Origin of the sequence: Nonomuraea sp. NPDC050663, from assembly GCF_044456985.1 — a bacterium.
Lineage (GTDB): Bacteria > Actinomycetota > Actinomycetes > Streptosporangiales > Streptosporangiaceae > Nonomuraea.
Genome location: NZ_JBITGL010000002.1, coordinates 229,615 through 244,685 on the forward strand (window position 1 = coordinate 229,615; position 15,071 = coordinate 244,685).

General features: G+C 72.4%; 12 protein-coding genes. 3 read left to right on the forward strand and 9 right to left on the reverse strand.

The window, feature by feature from the left end:
• Positions 1–161: 161 nt before the first annotated feature.
• From ACIBH1_RS05700 to ACIBH1_RS05715, 4 genes are all read right to left on the reverse strand, one after another.
• Complete coding sequence (locus ACIBH1_RS05700; RefSeq protein ID WP_397312413.1) at positions 162–2,591, reverse strand: hypothetical protein; 2,430 nt, start codon at positions 2,589–2,591, stop codon at positions 162–164.
• The gene (locus ACIBH1_RS05705) at positions 2,588–5,716 is read right to left on the reverse strand and encodes an FtsX-like permease family protein (protein WP_397312414.1); all 3,129 of its coding nucleotides are present in this window, start codon (positions 5,714–5,716) and stop codon (positions 2,588–2,590) included. The genes ACIBH1_RS05700 and ACIBH1_RS05705 overlap by 4 nt, the downstream gene beginning before the upstream one ends.
• Before the next feature lie 141 nt (positions 5,717–5,857).
• Positions 5,858–6,130, reverse strand: a complete 273-nt coding sequence (rpsT, locus tag ACIBH1_RS05710) for a 30S ribosomal protein S20 (protein ID WP_181607849.1) — start codon at positions 6,128–6,130, stop codon at positions 5,858–5,860.
• Positions 6,131–6,212: 82 nt separating this feature from the next.
• On the reverse strand, positions 6,213–7,208 hold the full coding sequence (locus tag ACIBH1_RS05715; RefSeq protein ID WP_397312415.1) for a hypothetical protein: 996 nt from the start codon (positions 7,206–7,208) through the stop codon (positions 6,213–6,215).
• Positions 7,209–7,222: 14 nt separating this feature from the next.
• Between ACIBH1_RS05715 and lepA the strand changes: the two genes are divergently transcribed.
• Positions 7,223–9,097, forward strand: coding sequence for a translation elongation factor 4 (gene lepA / locus ACIBH1_RS05720; RefSeq protein ID WP_397312416.1), 1,875 nt, complete (start codon positions 7,223–7,225; stop codon positions 9,095–9,097).
• A 4-nt stretch (positions 9,098–9,101) separates the two neighbouring features.
• Here lepA and phnE read toward each other — a convergent pair whose 3' ends face one another.
• From phnE to ACIBH1_RS05740, 4 genes are read right to left on the reverse strand one after another with little or no spacing between them, the layout of a single operon-like run.
• Positions 9,102–9,893 (reverse strand): phosphonate ABC transporter, permease protein PhnE, encoded by a 792-nt coding sequence (gene phnE, locus ACIBH1_RS05725; protein WP_397312417.1) that lies wholly within the window; start codon positions 9,891–9,893, stop codon positions 9,102–9,104.
• The gene (locus ACIBH1_RS05730) at positions 9,890–10,594 is read right to left on the reverse strand and encodes a phosphonate ABC transporter ATP-binding protein (RefSeq protein ID WP_397312418.1); all 705 of its coding nucleotides are present in this window, start codon (positions 10,592–10,594) and stop codon (positions 9,890–9,892) included. The genes phnE and ACIBH1_RS05730 overlap by 4 nt, the downstream gene beginning before the upstream one ends.
• The gene (locus ACIBH1_RS05735) at positions 10,591–11,505 is read right to left on the reverse strand and encodes a phosphate/phosphite/phosphonate ABC transporter substrate-binding protein (protein ID WP_397312419.1); all 915 of its coding nucleotides are present in this window, start codon (positions 11,503–11,505) and stop codon (positions 10,591–10,593) included. The genes ACIBH1_RS05730 and ACIBH1_RS05735 overlap by 4 nt, the downstream gene beginning before the upstream one ends.
• Positions 11,506–11,516: 11 nt before the next feature.
• Positions 11,517–12,620 carry a TIGR03364 family FAD-dependent oxidoreductase gene (locus tag ACIBH1_RS05740; protein WP_397312420.1) on the reverse strand — a complete coding sequence of 368 codons (1,104 nt, stop codon included), beginning with the start codon at positions 12,618–12,620 and terminating at the stop codon, positions 11,517–11,519.
• Between the two features lie 134 nt (positions 12,621–12,754).
• On the opposite strand from ACIBH1_RS05740, the gene ACIBH1_RS05745 reads away from it, so the two are divergent.
• Positions 12,755–13,507 (forward strand): GntR family transcriptional regulator, encoded by a 753-nt coding sequence (locus tag ACIBH1_RS05745; RefSeq protein ID WP_397312421.1) that lies wholly within the window; start codon positions 12,755–12,757, stop codon positions 13,505–13,507.
• Positions 13,504–14,187, forward strand: a complete 684-nt coding sequence (locus ACIBH1_RS05750) for a phosphonatase-like hydrolase (RefSeq protein ID WP_397312422.1) — start codon at positions 13,504–13,506, stop codon at positions 14,185–14,187. Before ACIBH1_RS05745 ends, ACIBH1_RS05750 begins: the two co-directional genes overlap by 4 nt.
• A 56-nt stretch (positions 14,188–14,243) precedes the next feature.
• Here the strand turns inward: ACIBH1_RS05750 and ACIBH1_RS05755 are convergent, their stop codons facing one another.
• Positions 14,244–15,044 (reverse strand): methyltransferase domain-containing protein, encoded by an 801-nt coding sequence (locus ACIBH1_RS05755; RefSeq protein WP_397312423.1) that lies wholly within the window; start codon positions 15,042–15,044, stop codon positions 14,244–14,246.
• Positions 15,045–15,071 lie beyond the last annotated feature (27 nt).

The following is a 15,071-nucleotide window of genomic DNA, read 5'->3' on the forward strand; positions in this document are numbered from 1 at the left end:
GGTCCTCCGCTTCCCCGTACTCTCACCTGTTCAGAGCACTCTCGACAGTCGCGCCGGTCGGGATCAAGGCGCGCGTGTCAACGGATGCGCAGCCGATACGCTGCGGCGATGACCGCGTGATATCGGAACTGTGACACAAACCGCACCTCATCCCAACGTTCTTACTCATTGATACGAAGTATCAGTAAAGGGTCAAGCAACAGCGGCAACGCCAGTCCCGCGGCCACTCCCGTCAGCGCCCCGAGCAGCACCACGGGAGCCACCTGGACCAGGGTCAGCCGCCGCGCCTGCCCGGCGGTCAGGCCCAGCGTGCGCAACAGCGTCAGCGCCCCGCCGCGCTCCTTCGAGGTGATCACCAGCGCCAGGACCACGGCCAGCGCGGCGTAGCCGGCGAAGAGCAGCGTGGCCAGCAGGAACGTCGTCTGGACCAGCCCGGTCAGCGGCGCGGCGCGCATGGTGGACAGTACCTGCGAGCGCAGGGTGAGTGTGACCCCCGGCCCCAGGGCGGCCGCCAGGCGCTCACGATCCACGTCCGCTCCGCGCACGTACAGCAGGGCGGGGTCGCCGAAACGGGGGTCGGCGGGGATCACCACGACCCGGCCGCCGCGACCGGGGAAGCCCTCCAGCGGCGCGCTCGCCGTCAGGGTGATCTTCCCGCCCCAGTACATCTCCAGCTCCTGGCCCATGAGCTCAGGGGGGACCAGCGCCGCGATCTCGCCCGGCGCGGCCGGCCCGGCCGGCGGCGGTGCGGGCGCCCGCACCGGGGTGTCGCCGACGAGCTCGCGGAAGGCCGCCAGATCCAGCGCCAGCACGGTGTGCTCCTGGTAGGCGGCCAGCTGAGTGCGCTTGACCTGGATCGGCACCACCCCCGTGACGCCCGGCACCCGCCGTACCTTCTCGACCGCGCCGGCGGGAAAGCCCGCGGCCGACTCGGCCCGCGCGTCCGCGCCCACCTCCGACCAGGCGCGCCGCTCCTGCCCGTCGGCCAGCGAGGCGCTCACGCCCGCGCCGAACACCGAGACGGCCAGCGCGGGCACCAGGACCAGCACCGGCGCCGCCGACAGCAGGCGGGCGCGGGCCGCCATGACCAGCCCCAGGTACGGCACGGCGTCACGGCGCCTGGACGCGAGCCGGACGAGAAGCAGCAGCGGCAGCGGATAGGCCCGCAGGGCCGGCACCGCGCCCGCCAGCGTGATCAGCAGCGGCGCCAGCAGCAGGAGCGGATCGCCGTTCAGCCCCCGCGCGCGCAGCAGGAGCAGCGCGGTGACGCCGAGCCCGACGAGCGCGACCTCGATCGCCACGCGCACCGGCCCCGACCGGTGTCCTGCCAGGTCGCCCCGGTGCTCCGGCAGCGGGACCCGATGCCGTACGGCCAGCAGCGCGGCGCCGCCCGCCGCCGTCGCGAGCGCCAGGGCGGCGGGCGCGGCGGTGTGGAGCGGCACCGCTGGGCCGGGCACGAACCAGAGCACGGCCTGCGCGGCGACGGTCGCGGGCAGCGCGCCCAGCACGATCACGGCCGCCCCGGTCAGCGCGATCCCCGCCAGGGAGCAGCCGCGTGCCCGCATCAACGACAGCGGGCGCTCCATCCGGCTGCACAGCAGGAGCACCGCCAGCGCCAGCACTCCGGCGGCCACCAGCAGCAGAGCCCCGAGCACGACGTGGACGACGGCCGACGCGGAGCGCAGGTCTGCCAGGTAGGCCTCGATGATGCGCGGCAGGTCGGTCCTGAGCATGGAGATCGTGCCGGGCAGCTCGCTGTGGTAGCCGATCTGGCCGCCGAATTCCGTGACGCCCCCCGGGATGCCGGGGGCGGCCCGCGCGTCGGGGCGGCCGGGGTCGAGGGGGAGCACCCAGCTGTAGGTGAGCTCGACCGCGCGCCCGGCCAGGCCAGGCAGGCCCGCGTCGGCGACCAGGCCCATGACGTGCCGTTCCATCTGGGCGTCTGGGCCAGGCGGGTAGACGTACTCGACGGCGCGGGCGCGGCGGTGGTGGTCCCAGAACCGGTCGGCCGGTGACAGCGGTTCGTAGAGCCCGGTGACCTCGACCGGGAGCGCCGAGGTGGCGCCGATGCGCAGGGTCGTGCCCACCCCGACGCGCAGTTCCTCGGCGGCCGACCGGGGCAGGCCCACCTGGACGGCCTGCCCTCCGGCCCCCGGCGGGCGGCCGGCCACCCAGCGCACACGGTGCTGGAGGCCCGACGCCCACACGAGGCCGAGGAAGGAGCGGCGCACACCGGTGCCCGCCTCGATCGGGCGGGTCGGCAGCTCCAGCCGGTGGTGCCCGGCGGTGACCAGGCCGCGCAGCGAGCCGGGCAGGCGTTCGCGCAGCGACGCGTCCTCGTGCGCGAAGTCCCCGACCGTGGAGGGCGCGCGGCCGCCGCCGTAGGCGCTCATGGTGACGGTCAGGTCGGTGTGCAGGGCGGAGGCGCGGCGCAGGGTGTCGGCCATGGCCGCGTCGTAGGCGCCCTCGACCGCCTTCGGCGCCCCCGACACCAGCAGGGCCGCGGCGAACAGCAGCACGCCCAGCGTCGCCACGGCGCCCCGGCCGCCGCCCGCCAGGCGCAGGGCCGTGCCCAGCGGCGCCCGCCTCATCGCTCCTCCCCGATCCGCAGAGTCCGTCCCAGCTCTGTCGTGCGCAGGCGGCGGGCGAGCGCGGCCAGCACCGCGAACAGCACCAGGGCGATCCCGCCGAGCATCGCCAGCACGGCCGCCCACGGCAGCTCCAGGACCACGGCGGGCGTCACCTGGGCGGCCTGGCCGGTCAGCACCATGCGCGGCACCACGTACGCCGACACACCGGTGGCCAGCAGCGTGCCGACCACCAGCGACAGCCCCACCACGAACGCCTGCTCGACGGCGAGCAGGCCGCAGACCTGGCGGAAGCTCACGCCCATCGCGCGCAGGATGCCGAAGTCAGCTGCCCGCTCCCTGGCCGCGACGGCGGCGTTGACCAGGAACCCGAGGACGGCGAAGACCAGGGCGCCCGCGAACCCGAGGATCAGCGCGCCCTGCAGCCCTCCGGCCAGCGGGTCGTCGCGCAGCCGCACGATCGTCTGGCCGAGCCCGAGCGCCGCGGTGTCCCATTCCGGGGTGCGGCGCACCTGCTCCATGGCCTGGTCGCCGGTGGCCGACAACCACCACTCGCCGGTGGGCCGCACGGGATGGCCGAGCCGGTGCTGCAGTTCCTGCAAGGTCGCCAGATCCATCAGGACCACCGGCTGCTCCTGATCGGTCGAGGGCACGGCCCGCAGGATCCCGGCCACCGTGATCTTCGCGGGCCAGCCGTCCAGCGCCAGGTCGCGGCTCTGGCCGGTGGTGAGCTTGAGCGTGGCGGCCAGGCGGGCGCCGAGCACGACGGGGACGGGCGGCTCGTCCGCGCCGGCGCCGAACCGTACGACCAGGGGGTGGGAGGCCCTGGGCACGCCGCCCGGCGCGACCGAGACCTCGAAGCCGTCGTCCAGCGGCCTGATCGACGCCTCGGGCAGCGGCGTGGCCGAGCGGAACAGCTGCGACCACTGGCCGGGCAGGCCGGAGACGGCCAGCGTGAGCTGTCCGTCGTCCTGTCGCAGCGGCACGTCGAAGGTGAGACCCCGCAGCCCGACCGGTCCTGACAGGAGCCCGCTGCGGCCGGCCAGCCGGTCGGCGTCGAGTTCGAGCCGATTCTCGCCCCGCTGGATCGGGCCGAGCCGTACGTCGTGCCAGACGCCCTGGCCGTCCACGAGCGTGGCCCTGAGCCTGACGGAGTCGCGGCCCCGCACCCGCACGGAGAACGTGAGCCGTCCGCCGGGCAGGGGCAGCAGCCGCGACTCGGGACGGCCCGCCCGCAACGCCCCGCCGAGCTGGGCCAGGCCGCGCTCTCCCAGGTCGGGGCGCAGCTTCATGACCCGGTCCAGCCGGTCCGCGTCGAGCGCGAGCACGGTGGTGTACAAGCCGGACAGCTCCAGGCCGCCGCGATGGGCGGGGCTGAGCGCCGTGACGCCGGGTAGCCGGGCGAAGGGCGTGCCGCGCCCGAGCGGTCCCAGCTCCTGGCCGTCGGGCGACCCGGTCAGCCGCAGGTCGGCGCCGACCGCGTGGGAGGCCTGGTCCACCTGCGAGGCCCGCCAGGTCGCGGTGGTGGCGAGGGAGACCACGCCGATCGCGACCGCCATGGTGATCAGGAGCGCGGGCCCGGCGTAGCGTGCCGGGCGGCGGCTGACCTGCCACGCGCCGAGCGCCGGGGCCAGGCCCGGCCGCTTCGAGGTGACCCGTTCGGCGATCTTCGAGATCCTGGGGACCAGCCGCAGGCCCAGCAGGCCGCCGGTGAGCAGCGCGAGCGCGGGCCCGGTGACGATGAGCGGATCGATGCCGAGCTCGCCCGCCGCCGTCGAGGTGACCGGCGCGCCGTACCTCTGCAGCTGCCACAACGCCAGCGCCGCCACCACCAGCAGCACCACGTCCGCGCCCGCCCGCTGGAGCAGGCCGCGCTCGCCGCGCGAGGTCTGCACCTCGACGTAGGTGCGCCGGGCGCCGGCCAGCGTGGGCAGCACGAGCAGGACGGCGCAGGCCAGCGCGACGGCTCCCGACAGCAGGAAGGCCTGCGGGCCCGGCACCGGGTCGAGGCGCACGCCGGTGGCGTGGATCCACGGCAGGCCGGCGATCAGCGCGATCAGCGGCGGCCCGAGGAACGGCGCGGCCACGGCGCAGGGGAGTGCCACCAGCAGCGCCTCGCCCGCCGTCAGCAGCGACAACCGAGCCGTGCCCGCGCCGCGCGCCCGCAGCAGCGCCACCTCCATGCGCCGGTGGTCGGCCAGCAGCCTGGCGGTGAACATCAGCGCGTACGCCGACAGCAGGAGCAGCTGCAGCACCGGGATGAGCATGGTGGAGCGTGCCACGAGCGCCGCGGTGCGCAGCTGGGTGAGGGTCTCGGGCAGGCGGGAGGCGACGCCGCAGCGCTGGCATCCCTGCGCGGCCAGGCGCTGCTTGAGCGTGGCCACGCGCTCCGCCAGCGGCCCCAGCGTGGTCAGCGGCAGGCCGCGCAGGTCGGGGACGGTCGTCCAGGTGGGTGTGACCAGAGTGGCGAAGTGGCGCTGGAAGGTCTGCCTGGTGACCATGAGCGGCCCGTGGGTGGTGTAGCTGCCGTACGACACGCCGCGCACCAGCATCGACTCGGACCGCCAGCGTTCGCCTGAGGGGTCGTCGAGCTGGAAGACGCCCGTGACGCGCACCCGCACGCCGGTGTGGTCGAGGCGGTTCTCGGTCGTGAACACCCGGCCCGGCGCGAGGTCGAGCGCCTCGGCGACCGGACGGGAGACGGCGGCCTCGATCACGGGCCCGGGGGAGGGCCAGCGGCCCGCGGTCAGCCTGGCGTGGTCGGCGAGCTGGTCGTTGGTGCCGAAGACCAGCAGGTCGGGATGTTCGCGGTCTTCCTGGCCGGGGACCACGAAGGAACCGGAGGTGGCGCTGAGATACGTCGCGGCCGTGCCGTAGAGCGAGGTGTTCGTCGTGCGGATCAGCTCGTCGACGGCGGAGAAGTCCCCGGCCCTGACCGGGCTGGTGACGGTGGTCGACTTCGAGGCCAGCGAAGCGGTGGCCAGGGCCCGCTCGACGCCCGCCTCGACGACCGAGGAGGCGAACATCGCCAGCGCCACGAGGGTCGTGGTGGCCAGCAGGATGGCGCCGAAGGCGGCCACCAGGAGTAAGGGTTCGTCCCGCGCCCGCGTCACCACCAGCCCCCGCATGCGGCCCATGCTCAGCGGAACGTAGTACGGCGGGCAAGAGTCCTTGATCGACCCGAGACCCTAGTGTGATCGTCCGGAAATGCGGCCGGGCGCGCGAAAACGCCGCACCCCGTCCCAGGGCGCGGCGTTCGGCGTGGTGCTCTACTTGGCGGCGGCCAGAGCGGCGGCCTGCTTGGCGATCGCCGACTTGCGGTTGGCGGCCTGGTTCTTGTGGATGACGCCCTTGCTGGCAGCCTTGTCGAGCTGGCGGGCGGCGGCGCGCTGCGCGGCCACGGTGGCCTCGACGTCGCCGGACTCGGCGGCCTCGCGGAACTTGCGGACGGCAGTCTTCAGCGAAGACTTGACGGCCTTGTTGCGCAGGCGAGCCTTCTCGTTCTGCTTGTTGCGCTTGATCTGGGACTTGATGTTCGCCACGAAGAAGCCTCGGTGAAAGTCTGAGTGTTGGATGGGACGCGCGGGCTCACGAGAGAGGGCGCGCCACACGCAGTTGTTCAGGTTACCAAACCTGGAGAGCCGGCTGGAACCACTGTTCAGTGTACTCGTGCCAGTCCTGTTCGGTGGCCGCGAAATCCACATAGAGGGCAAGACCGTAGCGATCGCGCCTGCCGTGGGCGCTCAGCGCCAGCCTGGCCGCCCTCGCGGCGGTCGCCACGCTCTCGGAGGCGTCGGACCAGGCGAAGGCGTGGTCGTGGTAGGCGGGGGCGCCGATGAGCAGGAGCTTATCCTCCGGGACGAGGTCCAGGGCACGCTCCGCCTGCCGGACGACATGGCCGCCGTAGAGGGACCCGGCGGGCATGAAGGAGTCGTAGGTCATGATCGCCACCTGGTCGACGCGCTCGACGACCTCGGAGAAATAGCCGGCCGACCAATACTTGTCATGATTTATCGCGACCCGGGCGGCCAGACGCATGCCGGGGTACGGCTCGATCTGCGGGGTCGAGGTGGACAGCAGCTTCGTGTGCGCGCGCGTGCGCTCCAGCAGGTCCAGGAATTCGGCGTCGCCGTCGCCGATCGGCTCGAAGTTGTAGTGGATGCCGTCGAATCCCAGGGCCATCGTGCGCTGGACGCTCGTGAGGATGTTCGCCCTGGTGGCCGCGTCGTCCAGGTCGAGGATGCCGTCCACCGCCTGGCCCAGCCACGCCGAGACCCTCAGTCCGTGGCTCTTCGCGGCGGTCGTGAACGCCTGAGTCCGCGGCTCCAGGTCCAGTGTGCCGTCGGGGTTGAACGGGCCCGTGTGGACGTAGAGGTCCTTGATCCCGGTACGGCTCAGCCGTACGGCCAGATCGGCGACATCCGCCTCTGTTTTCCGGCCATCCACCCACATATGGCCCATCCACAGAGCGTCGTTGCCGGTGCTCTTCGCCCAGTCCTCCGGGTCGCCGGTAAACTTGACGTGGTGAGCGCCGGCGACCAGCCCGGCCAGCAACACCACGAGCGCGGCGGCGAGCGCGACAAGGCGCAGGCCGCGGCGGACGACGGTCCGGGAAACCATCCGGACATGTCACCATGGATTTGACGTTGAGCTCAACCCTGTCGAAACGGACCCCGGTGCGCATTCAGCCTGGCCAGACTGACCCCGCGTTGATTCGCAACTTCTGCATCATCGCGCACATCGACCACGGCAAGTCGACCCTTGCCGACCGGATGCTGCAGATCACCGGCGTGGTCGACGACCGCTCCATGCGCGCGCAGTACCTCGACAGGATGGACATCGAGCGCGAGCGCGGCATCACCATCAAGTCGCAGGCCGTGCGCCTGCCGTGGGACGGCCACGTCCTCAACATGATCGACACGCCGGGCCACGTCGACTTCACCTACGAGGTCTCGCGGTCGCTGCAGGCGTGCGAGGGCGCGATCCTGCTGGTCGACGCCGCGCAGGGCATCGAGGCGCAGACCCTGGCCAACCTGTATCTGGCCATGAACAACGATCTGCACATCATCCCGGTGCTCAACAAGATCGACCTGCCGGCCGCCCAGCCGGAGAAGTTCGCCGAGGAGATCGCCGGGCTCATCGGCTGCGACCCCTCCGAGGTGCTGAGGGTCTCGGGCAAGACCGGGGTGGGCGTGGCCGAGCTGCTCGACCACGTCGTCCAGACCGTGCCCGCGCCCGTCGGCGACGCCGACGCCGCCGCCCGCGCGCTGATCTTCGACTCGGTCTACGACACCTACCGCGGCGTCGTCACCTACGTCCGGGTCATGGACGGCCACCTGGGCAAGCGCGAGCGCATCCTCATGATGTCGACCCAGGCCCAGCACGAGACACTGGAGATCGGCGTCATCTCGCCCGAGCCGAAGATCTCCGACAAGGGTCTCGGCGTCGGCGAGGTCGGCTACCTGATCACCGGCGTGAAGGACGTGCGCCAGTCGCGCGTGGGTGACACCGTCACCACCGCGGTCCGCGGGGCGCAGGAGGCCCTGGCCGGCTACGAGCACCCCAAGCCGATGGTCTTCTCCGGCCTCTACCCGATCGACGGCGACGAGTACCCCGAGCTGCGCGAGGCGCTCGACAAGCTCCAGCTCAACGACGCCGCTCTGGTCTACGAGCCCGAGACCTCGGCCGCGCTGGGCTTCGGCTTCCGCGTCGGCTTCCTCGGCCTGCTCCACATGGAGATCGTGCGCGAGCGGCTGGAGCGCGAGTTCGGCCTATCGCTGATCTCCACCGCGCCCAACGTCGTCTACCGGGTCGTCATGGAAGACGGCAAGGAACTGACCGTCACCAACCCCTCCGAGTTCCCCACCGGCGGCAAGATCGCCGAGGTCTACGAGCCGGTCACCAAGTCCACCATCCTGGCGCCCGCCGAGTTCATCGGCGCGATCATGGAGATCTGCCAGGGCCGCCGCGGCCAGCTCCAGGGCATGGACTACCTGTCGGAGGACCGGGTCGAGATCCGCTACACCCTGCCGCTCGGCGAGATCATCTTCGACTTCTTCGACCAGCTCAAGTCGCGCACCAGGGGCTACGCCTCGCTCGACTACGAGCCCGCGGGAGAGCAGGCGGCCGAGCTGGTCAAGGTCGACATCCTGCTCCAGGGCGAGGCCGTCGACGCCTTCTCGGCCATCGTCCACAAGGACAAGGCCTACGCCTACGGCGTCGACATGGCCAAGAAGCTCAAGGACCTCATTCCCCGGCAGCAGTACGAAGTGCCGATCCAGGCGGCCATCGGCGCCCGGGTCATCGCGCGCGAGAACATCCGGGCCATCCGCAAGGACGTTCTGGCCAAGTGCTACGGCGGTGACATCACCCGTAAGCGCAAGCTGCTGGAGAAGCAGAAGGAAGGCAAGAAGCGCATGAAGATGGTCGGGCGCGTGGAGGTGCCCCAGGAGGCCTTCGTCGCGGCGCTGTCGACCGAGTCCTCCGCCGACAAGGCCGCCAAGAAGTAGCCGCTCACGCTCCGATGCGCCGCCGGACCAGCGCCGAAAGCTGGTCCACGGCGACCACCAGCACCAGCACCACCAGCAGGTGGGTGACCATCTCGTCGAACCTGAAGAGCTTGATCGACTGGTTGATGAGGAAGCCGATGCCGCCCGCGCCGACCAGGCCGAGCACCAGCGACGAGCGCACGTTGACGTCGAGGCGGTAGAGCAGCAGACCCAGACACTGCGGCAGGGCGGCGGGCAGCACCGCGTGCGCCGCCACCTGCACGCGGGAGGCGCCGTTGGTGCGCAGCGCGTCACGCGGGCCCAGGTCGATCTCCTCCATGGCCTCGGCCCACAGCTTGCCCATGACGCCGGTGTTGTGGAAGATCAGCGCCAGCACGCCCGCGAACGGTCCCAGCCCCACCGCGGTCACGAAGACCAGGGCGAACACCACGTCGGGCACCGCACGCAGGAACGACAACACGGTCCGCGCCGCCTGGTAGACCCAGCCGCCCGAGGTCGTGGTGCGGGCGGCCAGGACGGCCAGCACCAGCGCCGACGGCACGGACAGGGTCGTGCCGAGCAGGCCGATGTAGAGGGTGACCAGGGCCGCCTCCACCGCCGCGCCGAGCACCTCGCCCGACAGGTCGGGCGGCAGCGCCTGACCCAGGAAGTCGGCCATGCCCGCCCAGCCCTGGACCAGGGCGGCGGGGGAGAACTCGGTCGCCTGCCAGGCCAGCACGTGCACGGCGACCAGCGCCACGGTGACGGTGCCGGTGACCAGGGTGACGGGGCGCCGCCGGGGAGGGGTGAGCGTCATGCGGCCGCCTCCTGCTCGCCGTACAGGACGTCGAGGTCGGAGGGGTTCAGCCCGGCCGCGGGTTCGTCCAGCGTGACCCGTCCGGCGCGCAGGCCCACGATGCGGTCCGCGTGCCGTACGGCCAGGCCCGGCTGGTGCAGCACCGCCGCGACGGCGAGGCCGCCCGTCCTGGCCAGGCCGGCCAGGAGGGTCACCACCTGCTCGGCCGCCGACGGGTCCAGCGCCGACACCGGCTCGTCGGCCAGCAGCACCGAGGCGCGCTGGCACAACGCGCGGGCGATGGCGACCCGCTGCTGCTGGCCGCCCGACAGCCTCCCGGCCCGATCGGCGGCCCGGTCGGCCAGCCCGACCCGGTCCAGGCAGGCCATGGCCTCCTCGCGCAGCTCGCGCGGGAAGAGCAGGGGATGCAGCGACCGGCGCAGCGGCAGCCGCCCGAGCGCCCCGGCACTCACGTTGTCGATCACGGTACGGCGCGGCACCAGGTGGATCTGCTGGAAGACCATCGCGGCGCGCGAGCCGGTCTCGATCGTGCCGTCGTCGGCCTGCTCCAGGCCGACGACGCAGCGCAGCGCCGTGGACTTGCCCGAGCCGTTGGCGCCGAGCAGGACCACGAACTCGCCGGGGGCCACGTCCAGGTCGAACCCGTCGAGAACGGTCCGCCCGCCGTACGCCTTGCGCAGCCCCCTGATCCGCAGGCTCATACGTCCTTCTCCGTCAGGCCCAGCGCGGCGGCCAGGTCGAACAGCGGCTGGTAGGTCTCCTTGGTGACCGCGACGAGCGGTCCGGGCGGGCTGACGTCGAGGAAGGCGCCGACCTTGGCGATGTCCTCGGGCTTGAGACGCAGCAGGGCCTGGGAGACGGCCTCGCGGAAGGCGGGGGAGGCCTTGCCCGAGACGGTGATCGGGTCGTTCGGGATGGGGTCGGAGGTCCAGATCTGCCGGAACTTGGCCGGGTCGAAGCTGCCCTCCGCCGTCGCGGTCGCCAGCTGCTGGCTGTTGATCTCGGCGGCCTCGACCTTGCCGTTGGCCAGCGCCAGCAGCGCCTCGGGATGACCGCCCGCGTAGTCGAGCTTGAGATCGGACTCGGCCAGCCCGGCCTGCTTGAGCGCGAAGCGCGGCAGCGCGTCGCCCGAGGTCGAACCGGGGCTCGACAACGCCAGCGCCTTGCCCTTGAGGTCGCCGATGGCCTTGATCGGGGAGTCAGCCGGCACCCAGATGCCCGCGGTGTAGGTGGTGAGCGCGCCCTTGGCGTCGGCGAACGAGACGAGCGGCAGGGCCCCGGCCTTCTCGCTGGCGAACACGAAGCCGAGCGGGCCGAACTGGGCCAGCTCCAGCTGGCCGTTGCGCATGGCCAGGACCTCCGCGGAGTAGTCCTCCACGACGGTCAGCTCGACCGGGCAGTTCAGCTGCTTGCTCAGGGCGTCGGCGAGCACCTGGTAGGCGGGCTTGAGCTTGGCGGGGTCCTCGTACGGCTCGATGCCGAAGCGGATCTCGCCGTTGGGGCAGGTGGCGCCGGCCTGGGCGCCGGTGCCGGCGGTGTTGCCGGCCTCGGTGCCGCAGGCGGTCAGGGCGAGGGCCGCGGCGGCGGCCAGGGCCAGGAGTCGGGAGCGCATCGGGGTGCCTTTCAGGCGAGAAGGGTGTCGAGGACGTGCGGCGCGAGGCCGAAGGAGGTGGTCATGCCGACGCCGGAGGTCACGGCGACGACGGCCACCCCCGGCAGCGGGAACTCGGTGAGGAACGGCTCGCGCCCCGAGGCGTAGACCCCCAGCCAGCGTTCGCGTACGGCCAGCGGGCCGCTGCCGAGCAGCCGCGCGGTCTGCTCCAGGACGAGCGTGTCCAGTTCCTCCGGCTGGAAGGGCTCGTGGGTGACCGCGTAGGCGTGGGTGTCGCCGATGGTCAGGTCGCCGTCGGGGCGCTGGGTGAGCATGAGGTTGAGCCCGGCCTCGATGAGCTCCGGGTGCTCGGCCCCGAGCCTGGCCCGTACGGCGGGCAGCGTGGGGCAGTCGTCGAACCCGGCGTATCGCAGCATCGAGAAGCCGCTGAGCACGGCCGGCTCGATCGTGCGGCCGTGCGGATCGCGCACGCGCAGCATGTGCAGCACGCAGCGGCGCAACTCCAGGCGCTCGGCCAGGTCGGGGAAGTGGCGGTCCACGTCGTGGCCGACCGCGACCACGATCCTGCCCGCCCTGATCACCCCGCGCGAGGTGCCAAGCAGGCCGGGCTCGATCGTGTGCACGGTGGTGGACCAGTGGAAACGCACCCCCTGATCGGCCAGCCAGGCGGCCACGGCCTGGACCGCCTGGCGCGGGTCGACCCGCAGGTCCAGGGGGAACCAGGCGCCGCCGACGGCTCCGGCGGACGGAACCCTCAGGTCCTGGCGGTCGAGCAGGACCACCTGGTCACCGCGGGCCTGGCGGAACTCCTCCAGCACGGCGTACTCGTCGTCGGCCCTGGCCACCACGACCGCCCCCGCCTCGCGCAGCCACAACCCGGCCTCCTTGGCCAGGTCGAGCCAGGTCTGGCGGGCCCTGAGCGCGTAGTCGAGCGTCCGGCCGGACATCGCGGTGACGCAGGCGTGGCCGAAGTTGCGGACCGAGGCGCCCACGGCGCGTTCGTCGCGCTCGACCACCACGACCGACAGGCCGCGGCGCACGGCCTCGACGGCATGGGCCAGGCCCACGATCCCGGCGCCCACGATCACCACATCGGGCTGGGGAGAACTTGTCATGACAAGTACGGTGGCGCGGTCCGGCAAGCATCGTCAACATATGTTCGGAGATGTCACCTTGCGTTAACCTTGCCCTGGTCTGCTTGCGTTTCGTTGGAGTTTCACCTGTATTGTCAACTGACATGGACCGGCCCATGCACGAACGCATCGCCTCCGACCTGCGCCGCCGCATCGCCAACGGCGAGCTCGCCGTCGGCTCGCTGGTGCCCTCCGAATCCCAGCTGGGCGAACAGTGGGGCGCCTCACGCGGGCCCGTCCGCCAGGCGCTGGCGGCGCTGCGAGCCGAAGGACTCATCGGCGGCGGCCGGGGCAAACCCCCCACCGTCCGCAGCCGGGCCGTCGCGCAACCCTTCGAGACGTTCCTGAGCTTCTCCAGCTGGGCGGAAGGGCTCGGCCGGATCCCCGGCCAGCGCACGCTCGAGATCGCCAGACGGCCCGCCAGCGCCGAGGTCGCCGACGCGCTGGAGCTCGAAGAAGGCGAACCCGTCGTGCAACTCCTGCGCCTGCGGCTGCTCGACGGCACGCCCACCATGATCGAGCGCACCACCTTCGTGTGGGAGGTGGGCAGGATGTTGTTCGACCACGAATGCGACTCGGGGTCGATCTTCGCCTTCCTCAGCGGCCAGGGCGTCGACCTCAGCGTGGCCAGGCACGTCATCGACGCCGTCGCCGCCGACGCCGCGGACGCGGCGCTGCTCGGCATCGCCCAGGGCGCGCCCCTGCTGCGCGAGCAGCGCATCACCGCCACCGCTTCGGGACGGCCGATGGAGCGCTCGGACGATCGTTACCGGCCGGACCTGGTCACCTTCATCATCGAGAACTCCCAGCAGGCAGGGCGCCCCGCACTGGCGCGCAGCCCGCTGGACACCCAGGAGAGCACATCATGATCGACCTCGCCGTGCTGGACATCGCGGGCACCACCGTGGAGGAACACGGGGCCGTGTACGTGGCGCTGGAACAGGCCGTCAGAGCCGCGGGCGGGGCGCCGGGCGTGGGGGACATCCAGCGGTGGATGGGAGCGGACAAGCGCGAGGCGATCGCCGCCCTGCTCACACTCCCGGGAGCCGGCGCCACCCTCGTCGAAGCCACCTTCGCCGACTTCCGCGCCCGTCTCGACCACCTCTACCGGGAGCAGCCGCCGACCCCCCTCCCCGGCGTCCCCGAGGCACTGGCCCGGCTGCGGGAGGCCGGCGTCAAGGTGGCGCTGACCACCGGCTTCGACCGCGACGTCACCTCCGGCCTCCTGAAGCACCTCGGCTGGGACCAGGGCGTGCTCGACGCCGTGGTGTGCGTGGACGACGTCGCCGCCGGGCGGCCCGCGCCGTACATGATCTTCAGGGCCATGGAGCTCACCGGCGTACGGAGCACGTCTCGCGTGCTCGTCGCCGGGGACACCACGCGCGACCTGGAGGCGGGGACGAACGCCGGAGCCGGATACGTGGTCGGCGTGCTCACCGGCGGCCTCGACGCCACCGCGCTCGGCCGCGCCCGCCACACCCACCTGCTGTCCAGCGTCGCAGACCTGCCCACCCTCGCCGGCCTCGACCACCCCGGCCAGGCGGGGTAGGTGGGGTAGCGGGGTAGGCGGGCGCAGCCCGCTGGCTCTTGCGCAGGCGGCAAGGATCACGCAGCCCTGCCGACGTAGCTGTAATACCCGCAAGCCGCGAAGAACGTCCCCCGCTCACCGGCCCGCCTCAACCCCTCCAGCCACACCCTCTGCTCGTCGTCGGAGATCAACCCCTCCCGCACCGTCAGCGGCGAGAACGTCTCGGCCAGCCCGAGGAAGAACCCGCCGGCCCCCACCTCGGTGAGCAGGTGGCCGTGCACCCCCTCCAGTTCCAGATCGCACGCGCGCAGCAGCTCCGGCATGTCGCGCATGACACGAGGCTGGCTGACCACCACGGCCAGCAGCGCCTCCTCCATCGCCCGCCCCAGCGCGTGATCGGCGCAGGCGAACGTCAGCGAGGCGTAGTCGCCGTCGAAGACCGCCACCAGCCCACCCGGTCGCACCACCCGCCGCGCCTCGCGCAGCACCTGCGCGGGGTCGGCGACGTGGCTGATCAGCGTGTGCGCGACGACGACGTCGAAGCTCGCCGACGGGAAGTCCAGGGTGTGCGCGTCCCCCCGGCGGAAGTCGACCTTCAGCCCCTCGGCCGTCGCGAACCGGCGGGCCGCCTCCAGGAGCACCGGGCTCTGGTCGACCCCCGTGACCGTGTAGCCGGGGCTGCGCGCCAGCGCGCGGGCGACCACGCCGGTGCCGCAGCCGACCTCCAGCACCTCACCCTCGGGCGGGAGCTCGGCCAGGTACGCGTCGCGGAAGGCGGTGAAGCGGGGATCGCGGCCCCTGGCCTCCAGGCGGTCGACGAACCGCTGGAGGGTGTCCTGGTCCTGCTCGTTGATGTGTTGCATGGCGTCTCGAGTCATGCCTCCGCTGTATGCCTCGAGACGCCT

Excerpts from the sequence above, each read along its gene's own strand:
- ACIBH1_RS05705 (WP_397312414.1), bottom strand. The coding sequence starts at position 5,716 with ATGCGGGGGCTGGTGGTGACGCGGGCGCGGGACGAACCCTTACTCCTG.
- ACIBH1_RS05740 (WP_397312420.1), bottom strand. The coding sequence starts at position 12,620 with ATGACAAGTTCTCCCCAGCCCGATGTGGTGATCGTGGGCGCCGGGATC.
- phnE (WP_397312417.1), bottom strand. The coding sequence starts at position 9,893 with ATGACGCTCACCCCTCCCCGGCGGCGCCCCGTCACCCTGGTCACCGGC.
- lepA (WP_397312416.1), top strand. The coding sequence starts at position 7,223 with ATGGATTTGACGTTGAGCTCAACCCTGTCGAAACGGACCCCGGTGCGC.
- ACIBH1_RS05745 (WP_397312421.1), top strand. The coding sequence starts at position 12,755 with ATGCACGAACGCATCGCCTCCGACCTGCGCCGCCGCATCGCCAACGGC.
- ACIBH1_RS05750 (WP_397312422.1), top strand. The coding sequence starts at position 13,504 with ATGATCGACCTCGCCGTGCTGGACATCGCGGGCACCACCGTGGAGGAA.
- ACIBH1_RS05755 (WP_397312423.1), bottom strand. The coding sequence starts at position 15,044 with ATGACTCGAGACGCCATGCAACACATCAACGAGCAGGACCAGGACACC.
- ACIBH1_RS05715 (WP_397312415.1), bottom strand. The coding sequence starts at position 7,208 with ATGGTTTCCCGGACCGTCGTCCGCCGCGGCCTGCGCCTTGTCGCGCTC.
- ACIBH1_RS05735 (WP_397312419.1), bottom strand. The coding sequence starts at position 11,505 with ATGCGCTCCCGACTCCTGGCCCTGGCCGCCGCCGCGGCCCTCGCCCTG.
- ACIBH1_RS05700 (WP_397312413.1), bottom strand. The coding sequence starts at position 2,591 with ATGAGGCGGGCGCCGCTGGGCACGGCCCTGCGCCTGGCGGGCGGCGGC.
- ACIBH1_RS05730 (WP_397312418.1), bottom strand. The coding sequence starts at position 10,594 with ATGAGCCTGCGGATCAGGGGGCTGCGCAAGGCGTACGGCGGGCGGACC.